At 37.5% G+C, this 17517-nt stretch carries 17 protein-coding genes; 13 read left to right on the top strand and 4 right to left on the bottom strand.

Going from position 1 to position 17517, the window contains the following annotated elements; translation table 11 throughout:
- Positions 1 to 12: 12 nt before the first annotated feature.
- The 4 genes from WG904_RS17030 (at position 13) to WG904_RS17015 (ending at position 4799) form a co-directional block, all read left to right on the top strand.
- Positions 13 to 1494, top strand: a complete 1482-nt coding sequence (locus tag WG904_RS17030; RefSeq protein WP_339580547.1) for a glycine--tRNA ligase — start codon at positions 13 to 15, stop codon at positions 1492 to 1494.
- Between the two features lie 65 nt (positions 1495 to 1559).
- Positions 1560 to 2348 (top strand): hypothetical protein, encoded by a 789-nt coding sequence (locus tag WG904_RS17025; protein WP_339580546.1) that lies wholly within the window; start codon positions 1560 to 1562, stop codon positions 2346 to 2348.
- Between the two features lie 252 nt (positions 2349 to 2600).
- On the top strand, positions 2601 to 4430 hold the full coding sequence (locus WG904_RS17020; protein WP_339580545.1) for an alpha-L-fucosidase: 1830 nt from the start codon (positions 2601 to 2603) through the stop codon (positions 4428 to 4430).
- Positions 4431 to 4436: 6 nt separating this feature from the next.
- Complete coding sequence (locus WG904_RS17015; protein WP_339580544.1) at positions 4437 to 4799, top strand: VOC family protein; 363 nt, start codon at positions 4437 to 4439, stop codon at positions 4797 to 4799.
- A 36-nt stretch (positions 4800 to 4835) separates the two neighbouring features.
- Here the strand turns inward: WG904_RS17015 and WG904_RS17010 are convergent, their stop codons facing one another.
- Complete coding sequence (locus WG904_RS17010) at positions 4836 to 6032, bottom strand: C40 family peptidase (protein ID WP_339580543.1); 1197 nt, start codon at positions 6030 to 6032, stop codon at positions 4836 to 4838.
- Between the two features lie 103 nt (positions 6033 to 6135).
- Between WG904_RS17010 and WG904_RS17005 the strand changes: the two genes are divergently transcribed.
- The 6 genes from WG904_RS17005 to WG904_RS16980 all read left to right on the top strand — a co-directional run bounded on the left by WG904_RS17005 (position 6136) and on the right by WG904_RS16980 (position 12413).
- A complete protein-coding gene (locus WG904_RS17005; RefSeq protein ID WP_339580542.1) occupies positions 6136 to 8055 on the top strand; it encodes an LTA synthase family protein in 1920 nt (639 codons plus the stop codon).
- A gap of 67 nt (positions 8056 to 8122) precedes the next feature.
- Positions 8123 to 8611 (top strand): GtrA family protein, encoded by a 489-nt coding sequence (locus WG904_RS17000; RefSeq protein WP_339580541.1) that lies wholly within the window; start codon positions 8123 to 8125, stop codon positions 8609 to 8611.
- A gap of 17 nt (positions 8612 to 8628) precedes the next feature.
- The gene (locus WG904_RS16995) at positions 8629 to 9069 is read left to right on the top strand and encodes a DUF1572 family protein (protein ID WP_339580540.1); all 441 of its coding nucleotides are present in this window, start codon (positions 8629 to 8631) and stop codon (positions 9067 to 9069) included.
- 109 nt (positions 9070 to 9178) lie between these two features.
- Positions 9179 to 10963, top strand: coding sequence for an aromatic amino acid hydroxylase (locus tag WG904_RS16990; protein ID WP_339580539.1), 1785 nt, complete (start codon positions 9179 to 9181; stop codon positions 10961 to 10963).
- A 107-nt stretch (positions 10964 to 11070) separates the two neighbouring features.
- Positions 11071 to 11772, top strand: a complete 702-nt coding sequence (locus WG904_RS16985; protein WP_339580538.1) for an SDR family NAD(P)-dependent oxidoreductase — start codon at positions 11071 to 11073, stop codon at positions 11770 to 11772.
- 140 nt (positions 11773 to 11912) lie between these two features.
- A complete protein-coding gene (locus WG904_RS16980; RefSeq protein ID WP_339580537.1) occupies positions 11913 to 12413 on the top strand; it encodes a C40 family peptidase in 501 nt (166 codons plus the stop codon).
- Positions 12414 to 12421: 8 nt separating this feature from the next.
- Here WG904_RS16980 and WG904_RS16975 read toward each other — a convergent pair whose 3' ends face one another.
- From WG904_RS16975 to WG904_RS16965, 3 genes are all read right to left on the bottom strand, one after another.
- Positions 12422 to 13309 carry a flavin reductase family protein gene (locus WG904_RS16975; protein WP_339580536.1) on the bottom strand — a complete coding sequence of 296 codons (888 nt, stop codon included), beginning with the start codon at positions 13307 to 13309 and terminating at the stop codon, positions 12422 to 12424.
- Between the two features lie 127 nt (positions 13310 to 13436).
- Complete coding sequence (locus tag WG904_RS16970; RefSeq protein ID WP_431844436.1) at positions 13437 to 13619, bottom strand: four helix bundle protein; 183 nt, start codon at positions 13617 to 13619, stop codon at positions 13437 to 13439.
- Between the two features lie 112 nt (positions 13620 to 13731).
- Positions 13732 to 14730 (bottom strand): fumarylacetoacetate hydrolase family protein, encoded by a 999-nt coding sequence (locus WG904_RS16965; RefSeq protein ID WP_339580535.1) that lies wholly within the window; start codon positions 14728 to 14730, stop codon positions 13732 to 13734.
- 74 nt (positions 14731 to 14804) lie between these two features.
- Here WG904_RS16965 and WG904_RS16960 point away from each other — a divergent pair, with 74 nt between their 5' ends.
- The 3 genes from WG904_RS16960 (at position 14805) to hppD (ending at position 17418) form a co-directional block, all read left to right on the top strand.
- The gene (locus WG904_RS16960; protein ID WP_339580534.1) at positions 14805 to 14945 is read left to right on the top strand and encodes a hypothetical protein; all 141 of its coding nucleotides are present in this window, start codon (positions 14805 to 14807) and stop codon (positions 14943 to 14945) included.
- 85 nt (positions 14946 to 15030) lie between these two features.
- A complete protein-coding gene (locus WG904_RS16955; protein ID WP_339580533.1) occupies positions 15031 to 16197 on the top strand; it encodes a homogentisate 1,2-dioxygenase in 1167 nt (388 codons plus the stop codon).
- Between the two features lie 90 nt (positions 16198 to 16287).
- Positions 16288 to 17418, top strand: a complete 1131-nt coding sequence (gene hppD / locus WG904_RS16950; protein ID WP_339580532.1) for a 4-hydroxyphenylpyruvate dioxygenase — start codon at positions 16288 to 16290, stop codon at positions 17416 to 17418.
- The last annotated feature ends 99 nt before the right edge of the window (positions 17419 to 17517 follow it).

Genomic DNA, 17517 nt, shown 5'->3' with positions numbered 1-17517 from the left:
CTTTGCCTCATTATGGCTAAAACGAACGACGAACAATTTAAAAATGTGATCTCTCATGCTAAGGAATACGGTTTTGTATTTCAAAGCAGCGAAATATATGATGGCTTAAGTGCCGTTTATGACTATGGACAACTCGGTGCCGAGCTTAAAAACAACATCAAAACCTATTGGTGGAAAGCCATGGTACAGATGCATGAAAATATTGTAGGTATCGATTCGGCTATATTTATGCATCCAAAGGTCTGGAAAGCAAGTGGTCACGTTGATGGTTTTAACGATCCCATGATCGATAATAAAGATTCTAAAAAACGTTACCGTGCCGATCAACTGTTAGAAGATAAAATTGCCAGATACGAAAAAGATGGCAAAACCGATAAAGCGGCTAAATTACAGGCCGATATGGATGCCGCATTAACTGCCGAAGATCTTCCACGCTTAAAAATATTAATTGAAGAACATGAAATAGCTTGTCCGGTAAGCGGAACGAAAAACTGGACCGATGTTCGTCAATTTAACCTCATGTTTAGCACCCAATTTGGTGCCATGGCCGAGGGTAGCGACGAGGTTTATCTTCGCCCAGAAACCGCTCAAGGCATATTTGTGAACTTTTTAAATGTGCAAAAATCGGGAAGAATGAAAATTCCTTTCGGAATTGCACAAATCGGAAAAGCTTTTAGAAATGAGGTAATTGCCCGTCAGTTCATCATGCGGATGCGCGAGTTTGAGCAAATGGAAATGCAATTTTTTGTTCGCCCTGGTGAGGATAAAAAATGGTTCGCCTATTGGAAAGAAGCTCGTTTAAAATGGCATAAAGCGCTAGGCACTTCGGCCGATAAATACCGTTTCCACGACCATGTGAAGTTAGCACACTACGCTAACGCCGCTACGGATATCGAATTTGAATTCCCTTTTGGCTTTAAAGAAGTGGAAGGTATTCACAGTAGAACCGATTTCGATTTAACGCAACATCAGGAATATTCTGGCAAGAAAATGCAATATTTTGATAACGATTTAGACGAAAACGGAAAGCCATATGGCAATTACGTGCCTTACGTTATCGAAACATCGATCGGTTTAGACCGGATGTTCTTATTAACAATGATTAATGCCTTTGAAGAGGAAGATTTAAGCACAGCAGACAAACAGGATAGTAGAACCTTACTACGTTTACATCCTGCTTTGGCGCCAATTAAAGTAGCTATTTTCCCATTGACCAAAAAAGATGGCCTCCCAGAAAAGGCGCGCGAAATTATGGATAGCTTAAAGTTTGATTTCAACTGCGTGTACGAAGAAAAAGATGCGATTGGAAAGCGTTATCGCCGTCAAGATGCCATTGGAACGCCTTTTTGTTTAACGGTTGATCATCAAACACTAGAAGACAATACGGTTACCATTCGCCACAGAGATACGATGGAGCAGCAACGGATTGAAATTAAAGATTTACATGTAATTATAGAAGGCAAAGTAAGTTGGAGAAATTTATTAGCTCATTAAAAGTTAAAACCGCTTGATTAGCGGTTTTTTTTATGTATTTTAATGCAGTTAACCATCATTTAATTATGAAGCAACTCATTAAAAAATTAGGAATAACTTTTATATTTTTCCTCTTTTCGATACCACTTTATCCTTGCAGTTGCGCACCAATAAATTTGAGCGAAAGGGTTGGAATAAGTGATTTTATTGCCACTGCCAAAATTTTCTCCGTTAAACCAGATATAAAAGATGAAAATTATCATTTTATCGAAATACAACTTTATAATCTTTATAAAGGCCCAAAAATTAAAAAGTTAAAAATTTATAGTGCATCAATGAGTTCTTGCTCATTTTTTACTGAAGAAAATAGCAAATGGTTAATTTTCGCCACTTACAACAAAGACAAAGAGTTGGTTTTTGGCCAATGCTCTGGGGCTATACAATTGGATAGAAAATTTAACGTTGCTGAATATCCCACACTTGAACAGCGGGTTGGAGAAAGTAATGCCTTAAAAATTGGTGTATTAAGAGTGCTGAAAAATCATAGTATTCAACACACTAACGAAGCAAATTTAGGTTTTTTAATTTCAAAAGATGCAATAGACAGCCTTAAAGGATTCTCCGGAAAAAATAAAGACTTTTCCATTTATGAATATACCTTAAATGAAAATCTTTCTATCAGTTCTATTAAAGTTTTAAAAAGTTTTAAGAACGCAAAACTTAGCAAAAAACATCTTGAAGTAGCTACGAATACGATACGCATTACACCTCCCAAAACAAAAATGATCCCTCAAGGAACTAAATTTTATCTGATATCCTATTTTTACCCTGAAGAAGAAAATAACGAGAGCTTTATTTCTACCTATGATTTATAGTTTTAAGATGAAAAAATTATTAGTTTTCAGCGAGTAGCTAAGCAGGCAGGTGCGCTCCGGCTTCACTTGTTAGCCATCTTAATCGAAGCGATTTTGCCGCAACCGCAAAAATTATAACCATTGAAATCGAAATCATCCACAATCCACCCACCCACTATCTTCGTTTGTAGTAAAAATAAACCGCTAATCTTTACCATTATGTTTTAAAATGCTGCGAAAAAGATATCCTCTAAAAATTTATCTTTGTTTTAAATGCTAAAAAGAACGCTTTTATTTCTAACCCTATGCCTCGCCTTTAAAGCAAAGGCCCAACCCGCTTCAAATCCTGAAAAAATGGAATGGTTTGGTGATGCAAAACTTGGCATATTCATCCATTGGGGGATTTATTCAGTTAATGGGATTTCTGAATCATGGTCGTTCTTTAATAATTACTTAAATCACGATACCTACATGAAGCAGCTACAAGGTTTTAATGCTTCGAAGTACAATCCGCAGCAATGGGTACAACTCATCAAAGAAAGTGGCGCTAAATATGCTGTGATCACCACAAAACATCACGATGGCGTGGCATTATGGGACACGAAAACGGTAAATGCCACAACGACTATAAAAAATAGTGCTGCTAAACGAGACTTAATCACCCCATTTGTAAGTGCGCTAAAAAACTCAGGTCTAAAAACAGGTTTATACTTTTCTTTACCCGACTGGAGTTACCCCGATTACGATGTATTTACCAGAGATCGAAAACGTTATAACTTAAAAGAAGAGCCAAAACGTTGGGATACCTTTCTAAATTATTATCAAACGCAACTGAATGAACTTTCCGTTAAGTTTAAACCCGATTTACTCTGGTTTGATGGCGACTGGGAACATTCATCAGCCGAGTGGCAAACCGATAAGGTGCGTAAATCACTCTTTAGCTTTAACCCTAACTTAATTATTAACTCACGCTTAGATGCGCATGGCGATTATGAAACGCCAGAGCAAGGTGTACCCATTGTAAAGCCAAATGCCTCCTATTGGGAACTCTGTTATACCATGAACGACTCATGGGGCTATCAACCCTATGATAAAAAATATAAATCGACAAATATGATTATCCGAACCTTGGTAGATTGCATTAGCATGGGCGGTAATTTATTGTTAGACATTGGCCCTAAGCCAGACGGCACCATTGCCCTCGAGCAGCAGAAGATTTTGATAGGCTTGGGGAGGTGGACGAGCAAACATAAAGAAGCCATTTATGGTACCAGAGCAGGCATCGAAAAAGGTCACTTTAACGGAAAAACAGCGCTATCGAAAGATAAAAAAACGCTCTATTTATACTTAGACTACAAAGACCAAAACGGTATTTTGCTAAAAAATATATCGTCTAAAATTAGTGGACTTTCTGTTATTGGCTATGCTGGAAAAATCGATTACAGCATTTTAGATAAAGAAAACTATTTAATCAAAATTCCAGAACTTGCTTACGACAAAGATGTTACAGTTATTAAAATTAAGTTCAACGAAACTATTAAATTAAGTGGGGAAAATACCCCTAACATTACGCTTAAAGACATCTATTCAGATCAAGGCGAAAAAGCAAACTTAAAAATTAAGAAAATTGCTTCGGCTGTTAATTTTGGATTAAATCCTTTAAAAGATAGTCCACTAACATTCGATGGTTTCGAGCCAATCATTGCTGCTAGACCACTTGATCAAACCATAAGCAACTGGCTAATCAAAAATGCAGAAGCACTCTATCAAACAAAAAAAGGAATTCCAGAAGGACATTTTGATGGCCATACGGTTTTAGCTGCCGATTTAAAAACACTGTACCTATTTGTGGAGGGACAACCTTCGGGCCCCATCTCCATAAAAGGACTAAAAAATCAGATCAGCAGAATTAGAGTAGTTGGAGAAGGCACAATGCTAGACCACTCAATTTATAACAAATTATATTGGAGCAAAGTACCTGGAATTGTGTACATCGACATTCCGAAAGATCGATTAGATAAAAATATCACGGTTATCGCAGTTTTGCTAGATGGCCCAATAGATCTTTATCGAGAAAAAGTATCTGCAATAGAAAGTAATTAAAATAATATGAAAATTAGACTTCAAGAAATTGAATTTGGCTCGACCGATGTAGAAAAAACCAAGCAGTTTTATCAAACTATTTTTGGTTTTAACACCGCTGTAGACCAGGAAAATTTAACTGTTTTTACTCTAGAAACGCATACAATTGATTATAATATTTCAACTCATTTACCTGCAAAAGCAACCTGCATCAGTTTTTTAACGGATAACCTTGAAGAAATAATCGAAAAATTGCACAAAAATTCAATCCCTTTTGATGGCCCTCAGCCTTCGCATTTAGGCATGAAAAGCATTTCTTTCAAAGACCCTGATGGAAATCTCCTAAAAGTTAACGAAGCAACTAATTCTTCACCAGAATGGCTTAAATAAGATTAAAAATTTGTCTAGAGACCTAAAATTGTAATTTTATTTCCCATACCAATTATGACGATCAATTCTCGTAATTTGAGCCTTGCCAATCGCCGTTAAAATTCGCCTAGCCCCTACCAAGGTACTACTTTGTGTGCCATCATAATTACCAGCTTTTGGAACAAGGCTATTTACTTTTACCATTCCGGCCGATTGGATAAACTCGCCATTACCCATGTAAATAGCGGTATGACTTACTCTTCCGCCATTAATCCCTCTACGTTTAGCTGCCGAAAAAAACAACAAATCGCCCGCTTGAAGGTTTTTTAAGCATTTGCTAACACTGATGGTATCGTTTTCGAGCACATCTACCGCATCGCCAACCAATGCCTGTTGTGAAGCATCACGTGGAATAATTACACCATTTAAAAAGTAAGCCGTTTTGGTAAATCCACTACAGTCCACCCCCTTTATCGATGTACCACCCCAAAGGTAGGGTACCCCCATTAAAGTAAGTGCCTTCGATAAGATTTCATTTGCAGTCGGATTAGGTCTACTGATCCATTGCTGGTAAGAAGTAGTCAACGATTTTTCGATAAAACCAACGCGCCCATCTGGGAAGGCCACTTTAAGAAAATTATTTTCTCGTCCCAATAATTGCAGGATATTTCCACTTACCAAATCAGAAACCCTAGACGACTTCGCATCAGCTTTGCTAAAAGCGTGCCCATAATCTGCACTAAAAACAACTTTATCGGCCAACTGCCATGTTTTAAATTTTTGTTCATCTAGTAAGGCCAAAGCTCCTCCATCGGTCCAAGCCAAATACTGGTCGGGCGTTTTAACTAAATAGAAACCTCCTTGCTTTTTAAGCACTTGTACCGGTGTTCCAAGAAGCATTTGAGTCATCAGTTCAGCGCCATGAAGCGGGTTACTTCGATTATTAGCTACAGAGATATTCGCAATGCCGTAAACTAAGCCATTAAGAGATTTTGAGGGCAACAACGTGGATGAATAGCTAATGAGCCCTTCTTTTGGCCTCGCTTTTTCAAACTCCTGCAAAACAAGGTCTGAACTGCTTTCCAATTTAACCGAATCGCCCTTTATTTGAATGTTGAAATAAATATCGCGCTTATCTGGCGCAAATCTGCGTTGAATTTGATTGGCTAGCGTTCGATAAGCAGAAGTATCTACCTGAGCGCTTAAAGTAAAGCCAAGGGAACTTAAAAAAAGTAGGAGATAAAATTTCTTCATAAAACCTAATTGTTAGGCTAAGATACATTCTTAATTTACAAATTAGCTACTTAGCCCATTAGTTAATCACCTCATATTTCCTTAAATTGCAAGCCTTAGTAAAATGACCCTAAAAAAGCAATCCATTTATATCGCATTAGTGTACAGATTTGTACTGTTACTGGTTTTGTACACCTTGTGTCGATTAGGATTTTACTTCTCCAATCAATCTTTTTTCAACCACCTAAGCTTTGCAGAATTAGCGTATATTTTTTTAGGGGGCATAAAATTCGATTTGGTTGCGCTACTTTATCTCAATTCGCTATACATTGTTCTGCAAACCATCCCATTTCCTTTCCGCTATAAAAGTGGCTATCAGAACGTTTGTAAATGGCTATTCATCACCACCAACAGCTTAGGCTTTTTAGCCAATTTTGCCGATTTTGTGTACTATAAATATACCTTAAAACACACCACCGCCAGTGTATTTTCGCAGTTCGCAAACGAGCAAAACAAGGGTAAACTACTGCTCGATTTTTTGGCCGATTATTGGTTTTTGGCTATTCTTTTCATTGTTTTTATCTATCTATTTATAAAGATATACCAAACTATCGAGATTAAAAAAGCACCCAAATTTAACTGGAAAATCTATTTAGCACATACTTTTTTACTAGTACTTATCTCAGGGATAGTGGTAATTGGCATGCGAGGCGGCTGGCGACACAGCACTCGCCCCATAACCATTAGCAATGCAGGCGATTTTGTAACGCAGCCAAGTGATATGAGCCTGGTGCTAAATACACCCTTTACCCTTATGAAAACCTTAAAGCGGACGGCTCTTAAACCTGTTCATTATTATGATGATCAAACCTTGAAATCGCTTTATACTCCTATTCATCAACCCCAAAAAAGAGGCCCTTTTAAAAAATTAAATGTTATTTTTTTAATTATCGAAAGCCTAGGCAAAGAACACATTGGCGCATTAAATAAAGACCTATTAAATGGCAATTACAAAGGCTACACGCCTTTTTTAGATAGTTTGGTTTACCAGAGCTTTACCTCTACACACACCTATGCTAATGGACGAAAATCTATCGACGCCCTACCTTCTGTTATTTCTGGTATTCCATCTATCAAGGAGCCCTTTGTACTGTCGAGCTATTCTAGCAATAAAACGACCAGCATTGCTAAATTATTGGGCGATGAAGGCTATGAAACTGCCTTTTTTCATGGTGCACCAAACGGTTCTATGGGATTTTCGGCCTATACCAATCTTGCTGGAATAAAACACTACTACGGCAAAACAGAATATGCAAATGATGCCGATTTTGATGGAATATGGGGAATATGGGATGAGCCTTTTATGCAGTATATGGCCAAAACCATCAATACCTTTAAGCAACCATTTTTTTCTGCATTTTTCTCGGTTTCCTCACACCATCCTTTCAAAGTACCCGAAAAATATGTTGGTAAATTTCCGAAAGGACCGTTACCCGTGCAAGAACCAATAGGTTATACCGATTTGGCCATTCGTGAATTTTTCACCACAGCCTCAAAAATGCCTTGGTATAAAAATACCTTGTTTGTAATTTGTGCCGATCATGCCACAGTTTCTTATTTACCAGAATACCAAACCTTACCTGGTTATTTTTCTATCCCTATCTTATTTTACTATCCAGGCGGCGATCTGAAAGGAAAAACACATAAATTGATTCAACAAATCGATATTATGCCCACTGTATTAAATTATTTAAATTACGATAAACCTTATTTTGCATTTGGTTTTGATGCATTCGATAATAAAAACAACAATTTTGTGGTTAACAATAATGATGGTAGCTTTAGCTTTTATGAGGGCGATTATTTCTTGCAGAATGATGGGCAAAAGTCTACCGCCTTATACAACTTAAAAGAAGATCGTTTAACTAAAAATAATATCGTGGGTAAAAACAATTCGGTGCAAAGGAATATGGAGAATAAGTTAAAGGCTTTTATCCAACAATATAATAATCGAATGATAAAAGATCAGTTAACAGTTAAATAGTTGGTTAAATGGTTAGAAAGTAGCATCCGCCTAAAAAACCAAACAACCAGCAAACCAAACACCTAATATGCGCAAAAAACTCCTTTCCATTATTGATTTTTTTTACCCTCCTTTTCAACGATGGTTTAGCTTGCATACGTTTCGGTACATGGCTTCTGGCGGAACAACAGCCGCTACTGGAATTGTGGTCTTCTACATCGCTTATAATTATATTTTCCATCAAAATGATGTTGCATTAAACATCAAGCATCTTCCAAATTTAATTACAGCAGAAACTGCAGCACTTATTGTCGAAACCCCTATTACTTTTTTTGTGGGCTTTTTTCTGAATAAATATTTAGTATTTACCCAATCGAATTTAAGGGGAAGAATACAGCTGTTTAGATATGGGTCGGTAGTGGCCACAAACTTTTTATTAAATCTCGCTTTGATTAAAATCATGGTCGACGGATTTGGATTTTACGGTAGCGTTGCAAAAATAATTACGACTTTGATTCTTATCATTTTCAGCTATTTCTCTCAAAAACATTTTTCGTTTAGGGTTAATAAAGTATAAAATAAATATAAATCGCTATGGAATCCCTAAAAGCCCTGTTTAAACGCGACCTTAATAAACTAAAAATCGAGATCGAATCATATACTTCAGAAAAAAACATTTGGATTGTAGATAAGAAAATTTCAAACTCTGGGGGAAATTTATGCCTACATCTTATTGGAAACCTTAATGCCTATGTTGGTGTAGGACTTGCAAAAACTGGTTATATTAGAAATCGAGAACGTGAATTTGCCAACAAAAATGTCGAAAGAGCAGTACTTGTAAAACAAATTGAAGATACCATCACGATGGTAGAAAATGGACTTAACGGGTTAACAGAAAGTAAAATGAGTACTGACTTTCCAATTGAGATTTGGGATAAACCAACTGAAATGGGCTATACGTTAATACACTTATTATCGCACCTAAATTATCACCTCGGACAAATAAATTATCATAGAAGATTATTGGATAAATAGCCCAAATCAAAAAATGATACCCATCAGATTCGCGTAAAAGGATACTCATTTTTTGGATTAGTAGCTAAAACACCCTATTTTAGCCATTATCACATCAGTACAGCATAGAATGAGCGACTTTAATGATTTTAATAACGAGCAGGTAGCTAAACTTCCTAAACACTTAAGGCAGTTTATCGTTGAGCAGCATTATGAAAAATACACGCCAATAGACCAAGCGGTTTGGCGTTATGTAATGCGTCAGAATTATAGTTATTTAAAATCGGTTGCCTATTACCCCTACATTAAAGGCTTACAACGTGCAGGCCTTAGTATCGAGTACATTCCTAACTTGCAAACAATGAACGATAGCCTTGGTAAAATTGGCTGGGGAGCAGTTACAGTTGATGGATTTATTCCACCTGCAGCATTTATGGAATACCAGGCCTATAGGGTTTTAGTTATTGCGGCCGATATTCGACAAATTAATCATATCGAATACACACCTGCGCCAGATATTATCCACGAGAGTGCCGGCCACGCCCCAATTATAGCAGATACCGATTACAACAATTATTTAAGCTATTTTGGTTCTATCGGTGCAAAAGCAATGTTCTCGAGCAAAGATTTCGAACTGTATGAAGCCATTCGGAAACTTTCGATATTGAAAGAAGCTGTAGATAGTGATGAAAAAGAAATTGCGGCTGCCGAAAAATCGCTACGCCACATTGGCGATAATATGGGCGAGCCTTCTGAAATGGCTTTACTCGGGCGTTTGCATTGGTGGACGGTAGAGTATGGCTTAATTGGAACCTTAGAAAACCCTAAAATCTATGGAGCCGGATTATTATCTTCTATCGGAGAAAGTGCAACTTGCATGAATCCCGAAGTGAAAAAGATTTGGTATACTTTAGACACCATCAACTATCCATACGACATTACCATGCAGCAGCCTCAGTTATTTGTAACGGAGACTTTCCAAAATTTAATTGATGTTTTAGAAGCATTTGCAGAAACCATGGCCTTTAGAAGAGGTGGAACAGAGAGTATTTTAAAAGCAATTGAGTGTAAAAATACCAGTACAGCTGTTTATAGCTCTGGGCTACAAGTAACGGGCATTTTCACCGATGTAGGAATGGATAAAGCAGATGAGCTTACTTTTATTAAAACAACTGGTCCTTCAGCACTGGCATTTAACGGAAAACAATTGCTTGGACATGGGAAAACATATCACGCAGATGGCTTCTCATCGCCCGTTGGCAAGCTTAAAAATATAGAGAAACCACTCGAATTGCATACGCTCATTGAGCTTGAAGCCTTAGGTATTCTAATTGGTAAAGAAACAGAAATTACTTTTGAAAGCGGGATACAGGTATTTGGTAAGGTAAAAGAAATTACTATTCAAAACGATAAATTAATTCTTCTCACTTTCGAAAACTGTACGGTAAAAGAAAGCAATGGCAATTTGTTGTTCGATCCTTCATGGGGAGTGTACGACATGGCTATTGGCGAGAAAATAGTTTCAGTGTTTAATGGAGCAGCCGATAAAGATGCTTATGAGGAAATCACTTTTGTAAGCAAAGAGCAAACCCATAAAATTAACTACGACGAAAAGACTAAACAATTACACCTTTTGTATCAAAAAGTGCGAACGGTAAGAGAAGAACAAAAGGGGTATGAAGAATTGGAAGCAGTTTTTAACGAGCTACAGGCTGCCCATCGTACCGATTGGTTATGTTCGCTCGAAATTCTCGAAATTGTATATCATCAAAAAATAAATCCTGCATTTGAAAAGGAATTACGCATATATTTAGAGATGAAAGCTGCGAACGAGCCCGAACATAGCAAATTAATTAACGATGGGTTACATGTAATTGCCAACCCAGTAACGCAGCTGATAACGGTCGAAGATTGATTTTTTGGTTAACTGTTTATAGATTAAGAATATTGACTTTGCAAATTACCCAATCACGATTAATCAGTTAACCAAATAAACTGTTAAATAAACGATTAACCAAACAAATGAACATCATTATAACCGGTGCAAGTAGTGGAATTGGCTTCGAAACGGCGCTCGAATTTGCTCTAGATTCTAAAAATAAAGTGGTTTGTATTGCCCGATCGGCTGAAAAACTACGTAAGCTTTTAGAAATAGCCAAAGGAATTAACCCCGCTTGCACGCTTCTACCCGTTGCTTTCGATTTGGTAAATGATGATTATGTTGCTTTAGTTAATTTCTTAGCCGAGCGCTTAGGTACTGTAGATATTCTTATTAATAATGCTGGAAGTTTAGTAAACAAGCCATTTTTGGAAACCACTTCTGCCGATTTAGCCGAAATGTTAGAAAGCAATGTGATGAGTCATTTTAAAATGATCCAGCACACCCTTCCTTTGTTAAAAAGTGGAAGTCATATTGTGAACGTTGGTAGTATGGGTGGCTTTCAAGGAAGTGTAAAATTTGCTGGGCTCTCGGCCTATTCGGCAAGCAAAGCAGCTTTACATACCTTAAGCGAGTGTCTCGCCTTCGAACTTGCTGAAACAGGCATTAAAGTAAATTGCTTAGCCTTGGGATCAGCACAAACTGAAATGTTAGAGGCGGCATTTCCAGGGTACGAAAGCCCTGTTTTAGCTTTCGAAATGGGAAAATACATTGCCGATTTTGCTAAAACTGGTCATAAATTTTTCAATGGAAAAATATTGCCGGTAGCGGTAACTACGCCCTAACCCCTAAAAATCGTCATCTCGATCGAGTGAAACGACGAGAGAACGTGAAATTAATTCGAATAGATATCTCCTTGCAATGCTGAGTTATCACACTAGATTGTGAGATTAATTTCTTTTTTCGTACCTTTATATGATTAATGATGAACAAAACACTCCTTATTTTATGTCTGTTTGCATGTCTCGCTTTAACTAGCAATGCCCAAGAAAAAGAAAATACTTCTTTGCCTAAGCAATACCAGCAAATAATGGGAGGAAAGCTATTAGATTTTGCAAAGTCATTCATCGGTACCCGTTATCGTTATGCATCAAGCAATCCCAAAATAGGATTCGATTGCTCAGGTTTTGTAAGTTATGTATATAAGCAATTTGGTTTTAGCGGGGCTCGCTCCTCTGCCGATTTTGCTAAAAAAGGTAAAACCATTACCTTATCAGAAGCTAAATTGGGCGATATTCTTATTTTCACGGGTACAAATAGCAAATTAAGAACTGCTGGCCACGTAGGCATCATTTATGCTAAGGACGAAGATGGCAATATTAAATTTATTCATTCATCTTCCGGAAAAGCAAAGGGTGTAACCATCACTAATTTAGATGGGGTTTACAAGCATCGCTTCTTAAAAGCCGTTACTGTAGTAGAATAAAAAATACGTTACAAAAGCACCACTTTTAGCGCATCTTCTACGTTTCCAATCGCTAGCAGCTGATGGGCCAACTCATGCAATTCACGCGCTCTTGTGGTAGCATCCCCTATGGTAGCATCTAAAATCTCTTTTACCTTCGTATTTGAAAGCATGGCATCGATTTCTTCAACACTTGGCAATTTTTCTCGATTACCCAACATTCCTAAGTCATTTCCAGTTAATACGGTCGAATTTCGAACTGAAACGGGTAAAGCATCTATACCAATTCCTAAAGTTGTTAAGGGTTTGGCCACTTTGAACAAGTTTTCTGAACGTATTCTACAATACCAATCGCCACCTAATCGTGCCACCAAGTCAATTTTGGTTTGATCAATTTTTCCTTCTTCATCTAAAATCTCTTCCTTAATGTGAATACGTTTAATTTCAGCCAATATTAAATTACCCGCACCATTTCTATCCCCTAACGGCATAACTTGCGTAACAATGCATTCCAACTGAACGGGCGCCTCCGCAACACGTGGTGGTTTAACTAATTCAGACGCAAGCATAGTGAAGCCAGATTTTTCAAACTCATTTACACCTTTGGCATATTCAGTGCTGGCCAAGCTGGTTTGCTGAACCATGGCATAGTTAACAATATTGATAACACATTCATTAACTTCCAGGACATTTTCTAGCGTATGTTTAGTGGTATTATCTCGCACTCGCCGAGCAGGTGAGAAAACGCATATGGGCGGATTGGTGCTAAATAAGTTAAAAAAACTAAAAGGGCTTAAATTAATATTTCCGGCCTTGTCTATAGTCGACGCAAAACAAATTGGCCGTGGTGCTATGGCATATTGGAGATAGTTTTGGAGCTGGTTTGGGGATAATTCTGAGGTATTAAGGGTTAGCATAATTTTTGTTGAAATGTTGGAATGTGTTAAAGTTGTAATGTTTTGGATTCATATAGCCAACGATCTTAAAATATTTATATTTTTTTTAACGCCTTTTTATTCTTTTCAAAATTTTGTAAGTAATCAATTAGTCGCTTTGTTTTAGCAGAAGGTCTGGGTTATTATTATATTCAAAACCTTCCGCAATGTTATCAGACATTGACGTTGCAGCTCTTCGAAATTGATCTTTTAAACCAAAATCAGATTTTAAGGGCTCAAAATCAGAAATTTTATACGCTTCTATTCCAATTTTTTTTGCTATCCGCCAAATTTCTAAGTCTTCAAAACGCTCTACTTTGCTCCTAAATCAATAATACTATTATCAATTTATGAATCCAAAATCGTTCAAAAGGCAATTTAATAAGCCCTAACCACCTAAAATATTATAACTTTTTAAGCCCCAAAATCGAAAAATCCGTATCCACTTTTGTAATGATATTCGTTAAAATCCCCAATCCCGTAATTTCCATTTCCACATCGTCGCCAGGCTGTAGCCATTGTGGTGTATAATTTGGATTGTTTAATAAACCTGTACCATTAAGTTCAAGAAAACAACCCGTTCCTACTGTTCCCGAGCCGATAACATCACCTGGTAAAACATCTACGCCATAAGCACAGCGCTCTATAATTTCGGCAAATGTCCAATCCATATCAGCCATATTGCCAGCCGAAACTTCTTTCCCATTTACACGACAGGTCATTTTCAAGTTATAAGCGTTACCAACATGGTTGGGTTTGGCATCTACTTTAAATGCTTCCAATTCATCGGGGGTAACCAACCAAGGACCAATAACTGTCGAAAAATCCTTTCCTTTAGCTGGACCCAAATTGAGTAGCATTTCTTCCATTTGCAAGGTTCGCGCACTCATATCGTTCATAATCATGTAACCAGCAATGTAATTATCAGCTTCTGCTGCCGTAATATTTCTGCCTTTTTTACCAATTACCACTGCAACCTCTAACTCAAAATCTAATTTCTGAAAATGATCGGGCATACACTCAATCTCTCCCGGCCCTTGAATGGCATTGTGATTGGTGAAGTAGAATATAGGATATTGGTCGAATTCGGCAATCATTTCTACTTTTCTATTTCGCCTTGCTGAAGCTACATGCTGACGAAATGCATACCCATCTCTGCACGAAGTTGGATGGGGTACGGGAGCCAATACCTCGTAAAAAACTTCCTCTTTTGGCTTTAATTTTCCATTCAAAATATCTTCATTGATCTTCTTTGCACGCTCCATCAATGCGTCTCCACCCTGTAAAAAAGCATTCATTTCGTCTGGAATAAGCTTATTGCAAGAGTTTAAATTATAGATATGTCCATTCACAAAAACACCTAAGTGCTCTCTATCTTCGGTTTTATAGGATACTAACTTCATACAGAACTTGGTTTATGGGCTCAAAGCTATAAAAATAATTTGAGCACCAATGTGGTTGAATTGAATTATTAATTTTGAATATAGCAATAAAAAAACATAATTTAGCAGCTGTAATGATTAGCCATTTAACCTATCACAATCACGATGCAAACGAAGTTCTCGCTGCATTTAGGTATGCCATGCTTTCTAAAATCATTTTTGCGCAATATTCTTAAAGAATCATCTTTTATTTGCTCCAAGAAAAAGGTTTTTACGTTCTTTTCGTTATAAATTTATACACTAACCAAATTACCTAACGTTATGCCCATATACCATACATTAGGAACCATTCCTCCTAAAAGACATACGGTTTTTCGTAAGCCTGATGGCAATTTATATGCTGAAGAGTTGGTTTCTACCGAAGGTTTTTCAAGTTTATACTCCTTGGTTTACCATTGCCACCCTCCCACTATCGTAAAATCATTAGGCGAACCCTATTCGGTTGAGCCAAAAATAGCAAGAGAAAAGCATTTACGGCATACCAGTTTAATTGGTTTTAACATACAGCCTGAGGATGATTATTTAACTAGCCGTAAACCTGTTTTAGTGAATAGCGATTTGCACATTTCGCTCGCTGCACCAAAAAAATCGATGACTGATTATTTTTACAAGAACAGTCAAGCCGACGAAGTTATTTTTATACACGAAGGCACTGGAACGCTAAAAACGGGATTCGGAAAGATTAAGTTTGCGTATGGCGATTATTTAGTGATCCCTCGCGGCACCATCTATCAGCTCGAGTTTAACGATGAAAAAAATAGACTTTTCATTGTCGAAAGTTTTAGTCCAATTCGTACCCCAAAGCGTTATCGCAACTCCTTTGGTCAGCTAGAAGAACACGCTCCCTACTGTGAGCGAGACATTAAGCGCCCACAAGATTTAGAGACAATTGATGCATTTGGCGACTTTAAAGTATTGATTAAAAAACAAGGCATCATGTATCCTTACACGTATGGCACCCATCCTTTTGATTTTGTAGGTTGGGATGGATTTCATTATCCTTGGGCATTCTCCATTCACGATTTTGAACCGATAACGGGTCGTTTACATCAACCGCCTCCCGTTCATCAGACCTTTGAAGGACATAATTTTGTGATCTGTTCTTTTGTGCCTCGAAAATACGACTATCATCCATTGTCTATTCCAGCTCCGTATAATCACAGTAATGTAGATAGCGATGAGGTTTTATATTATGTTGATGGCGATTTCATGAGCCGTAAAAGTGTGGTAAAAGGCCAAATTACCTTACATCCAGGGGGTATACCACATGGACCACACCCAGGTACGGTAGAAAAATCGATTGGCAAAGAAAAAACTGAGGAACTAGCGGTAATGATAGATCCTTTTAGGCCTTTAATGCTTACGCATGATGCTGTAGCTATTGAGGATGAGAGTTATCATACGAGCTGGCAAATTAATATTGAATAATTTAGTCCGAAAGTTTTTAGTCCGAAAGTCCGTGATTTTATCCTTCGGCTTTCTGACTTCTTGACTTCCCGACCTTAAAAAAGACAAAAAATGAGTACACAAACTTTCGCAGAAAAAATAGCTGAAGCACCAGATTTTCTTCCTATAAACGGAACCGACTATATAGAATTTTATGTAGGTAATGCTAAGCAAGCTGCACATTATTACAAAACAGCGTTCGGATTTCAATCTTTAGCGTATGCTGGACCAGAAACAGGCGTTCGCGATCGAGCTTCTTATGTATTAAAACAAGGGAAAATTCGCTTGATTTTAACCACCGCCTTAAAATCGGAGCACCCTATTGCTGAGCATGTAAAAAAACATGGTGATGGAGTTAAAATTTTAGCACTTTGGGTTGATGATGCCTATAGTGCCTTTGAAGAAACCACCAAAAGAGGAGCAAAGCCATATTTGGAACCTCAAACCTTAACCGATGATCAAGGAGTAGTTAAAATGTCGGGGATTTACACCTATGGCGAAACCATTCATATGTTTATTGAGCGCAAAAATTACACTGGAATTTTTATGCCGGGTTATCGTGAATGGGTTAGTGAATATAATCCAGAAGATACCGGGTTACTTTATATCGACCATTGCGTTGGAAATGTGGGCTGGAACAGAATGAACGAAACGGTTAAATGGTACGAAGAGGTAATGGGTTTTGTAAACATTTTATCATTCGACGATAAGCAGATTAATACAGAGTACTCGGCGTTAATGAGTAAAGTAATGAGTAATGGAAATGGTTTTTCAAAATTTCCAATCAACGAACCTGCTGAGGGGAAAAAGAAATCGCAGATTGAAGAATATTTAGAATTTTATGAAGGTGAAGGCGTTCAGCACATTGCGGTTGCGACGAAAGACATTGTAAAAACGGTAAGAGGATTAAAAGCAAGGGGTGTAGAATTTTTAAGTGCACCACCAGAAGCCTACTACGAAATGATGCCAAGCCGTGTAGGCGAAATTGATGAAGAAATTGAGTTATTAAAAAGTTTAGGCATTTTGGTAGACTGCGATGAAGAGGGCTATTTACTTCAAATATTCACAAAGCCCGTTGAAGATCGACCAACGCTATTCTTCGAGATTATTCAACGTAAGGGGGCGCAGTCATTTGGAGCGGGAAATTTTAAAGCCCTGTTCGAGTCGCTCGAAAGAGAGCAAGAATTGCGAGGAAATCTGTAATTTACAATAGCACCTAACAATGTCCCAAAGCATAGTAAATAATAACAAATATAACGATGGTCGACAAGCAGCCTCCGCCTAATTTTTTTGCGCTATAGC

Origin of the sequence: Pedobacter anseongensis (assembly GCF_037482965.1) — a bacterium.
Taxonomy (GTDB): domain Bacteria; phylum Bacteroidota; class Bacteroidia; order Sphingobacteriales; family Sphingobacteriaceae; genus Pedobacter; species Pedobacter anseongensis.
This window is presented reverse-complemented; position numbering and strand designations above follow the sequence as displayed.

Coding starts and splice junctions, on each gene's coding strand:
- WG904_RS16975 (WP_339580536.1), bottom strand. CDS start 13,309: ATGCTAACCCTTAATACCTCAGAATTATCCCCAAACCAGCTCCAAAAC.
- WG904_RS16985 (WP_339580538.1), top strand. CDS start 11,071: ATGAACATCATTATAACCGGTGCAAGTAGTGGAATTGGCTTCGAAACG.
- WG904_RS17025 (WP_339580546.1), top strand. CDS start 1,560: ATGAAGCAACTCATTAAAAAATTAGGAATAACTTTTATATTTTTCCTC.
- WG904_RS16990 (WP_339580539.1), top strand. CDS start 9,179: ATGAGCGACTTTAATGATTTTAATAACGAGCAGGTAGCTAAACTTCCT.
- WG904_RS16955 (WP_339580533.1), top strand. CDS start 15,031: ATGCCCATATACCATACATTAGGAACCATTCCTCCTAAAAGACATACG.
- WG904_RS17000 (WP_339580541.1), top strand. CDS start 8,123: ATGCGCAAAAAACTCCTTTCCATTATTGATTTTTTTTACCCTCCTTTT.
- WG904_RS17030 (WP_339580547.1), top strand. CDS start 13: ATGGCTAAAACGAACGACGAACAATTTAAAAATGTGATCTCTCATGCT.
- WG904_RS17005 (WP_339580542.1), top strand. CDS start 6,136: ATGACCCTAAAAAAGCAATCCATTTATATCGCATTAGTGTACAGATTT.
- WG904_RS16980 (WP_339580537.1), top strand. CDS start 11,913: ATGAACAAAACACTCCTTATTTTATGTCTGTTTGCATGTCTCGCTTTA.
- WG904_RS16965 (WP_339580535.1), bottom strand. CDS start 14,730: ATGAAGTTAGTATCCTATAAAACCGAAGATAGAGAGCACTTAGGTGTT.
- WG904_RS17020 (WP_339580545.1), top strand. CDS start 2,601: ATGCTAAAAAGAACGCTTTTATTTCTAACCCTATGCCTCGCCTTTAAA.
- WG904_RS17015 (WP_339580544.1), top strand. CDS start 4,437: ATGAAAATTAGACTTCAAGAAATTGAATTTGGCTCGACCGATGTAGAA.
- WG904_RS17010 (WP_339580543.1), bottom strand. CDS start 6,032: ATGAAGAAATTTTATCTCCTACTTTTTTTAAGTTCCCTTGGCTTTACT.
- hppD (WP_339580532.1), top strand. CDS start 16,288: ATGAGTACACAAACTTTCGCAGAAAAAATAGCTGAAGCACCAGATTTT.
- WG904_RS16995 (WP_339580540.1), top strand. CDS start 8,629: ATGGAATCCCTAAAAGCCCTGTTTAAACGCGACCTTAATAAACTAAAA.